The organism is Peribacillus sp. P4_C12 (genome assembly GCF_056402095.1).
On sequence record NZ_JBFUIB010000659.1, the window covers coordinates 1 to 1,752 of the forward strand.

Annotated in this window: 2 protein-coding genes; both read left to right on the forward strand. The window is 39.8% G+C overall.

Features of this window, described 5'->3' with window-relative positions; all coding sequences use genetic code 11:
- Nucleotides 1-934 (forward strand): UxaA family hydrolase (locus AC1DUW_RS27710; RefSeq protein ID WP_477644039.1); only part of this gene is annotated, 934 nt, incomplete at its 5' end.
- Nucleotides 935-994: 60 nt separating this feature from the next.
- The coding region (locus AC1DUW_RS27715) for a zinc-binding alcohol dehydrogenase family protein (RefSeq protein WP_477644040.1) at nucleotides 995-1,752 on the forward strand (758 nt) is incomplete at its 3' end.

Sequence of the window (1,752 nt, forward strand, 5' to 3'; positions counted from 1 at the left end):
CCCGAATGCAGCCGGAGTATTGGTTGTGGGATTAGGATGTGAAAATAATCAAATTGAAGTATTTAAAGAAGTCATTGGCGAGTTTCCCCCGAATCGTATTAAATTTCTCAAAGCCCAAGAGGTTAATGACGAATTAGAGAGCGGCTTACGTTTATTGGAAGAATTAGTGGGATATGCGGAACAATTTGAACGCCAGCCGATACCGGTTTCAAAGTTGAAAATAGGATTAAAGTGTGGAGGGTCTGATGGTTTTTCAGGTATTACCGCCAATCCACTAGTTGGAGCGGTATCCGATCTTATTGTTGAAAATGGTGGGACAACGATTTTGACAGAGGTTCCAGAGATGTTTGGAGCGGAAACTATATTAATGAACCGGGCAAAGGATGAAGAAACATTTAATAAAATCGTTCATCTTATTAATGATTTTAAACAATATTTTATTCGGCATGACCAGGAAATTTATGAAAATCCTTCACCTGGAAATAAAGAAGGTGGTATTAGTACACTGGAGGAAAAATCACTCGGATGTACGCAAAAAGGCGGTCATGCTACGGTTGTAGATGTCAATCCATATGGCAAACGAGTAGTAAAACATGGACTGAATTTGGTCAATGCTCCTGGTAATGACTTGATATCGGTTACGGCTTTGGCAGCATCAGGGGCTCATATCGTTCTATTTACCACAGGAAGAGGAACACCATTTGGCGGCCCGGTGCCTACTGTGAAAATAGCGACAAACTCAGATTTAGCCAAACGCAAAAAGCATTGGATTGATTATAATGCGGGACAGTTAATTGAAGGTCAAAACATAGATGAATTAAAGCATGATTTATTCCGTTACATTCTTGAGCTTGCATCTGGTGAAAAGAAAACCAATAATGAACAATTCGGCTATAGGGAGATAAGCATTTTTAAAGAGGGAGTCATTCTTTAAAATAGGTAATTTTCTCATCTTTTTAGTAGATTTAAAATATAAAAAAAGGAGTGTTATTTTGTGAAAAGTATAGTCTGTGAGCAACCTTATCAATTTAAAATGATAGAGGCTGAACAACCTGTTCCAAACTCAGGAGAAGCTTTAATTCGTGTGAGGCGCATTGGAATATGTGGAACGGACATTCATGCTTACGGAGGTAATCAACCATTTTTTAGCTATCCACGGATACTTGGTCATGAACTATCTGGACATATTGAATCCATCCCTGAGAATGCATCGGGACTTAAAGTTGGTGATCAAGTCTCGATCATTCCATATATGGAGTGTGGAAAATGTATTGCTTGTAAAAGCAGAAAAACGAACTGCTGTACGAGTATGAAAGTGTTGGGTGTACATATAGAAGGGGGAATGCGTGAATGGATAACGGTTCCTTATGATCATTTAGTGAAAACTGAAGGGCTTACCCTAGATCAATCAGCTATGATAGAGCCTTTAAGTATAGGGGCTCACGCGGTTAGACGTGCTGCGATTCAAGAAGGGGAGTTTGCACTTGTTATTGGTGCAGGTCCAATAGGATTAGGAGTTATGGCATTTGCTAAAGAACAAGGAGCGAAAGTAATTGCAATGGATGTAAACAATGAGCGCCTTGCGTTTGCTAGTAAATGGGCAAAGGCAGATTATTCGTTGAACGTTTTGGATCAACCATTAGAGAAATTAGCCGAGTTGACAAATGGAGAAATGCCTACCGTTGTATTTGACGCAACTGGTAATGCGAAGTCGATGATGGAGGCGTTTAAATACCCTGCTCACGGAGGAAG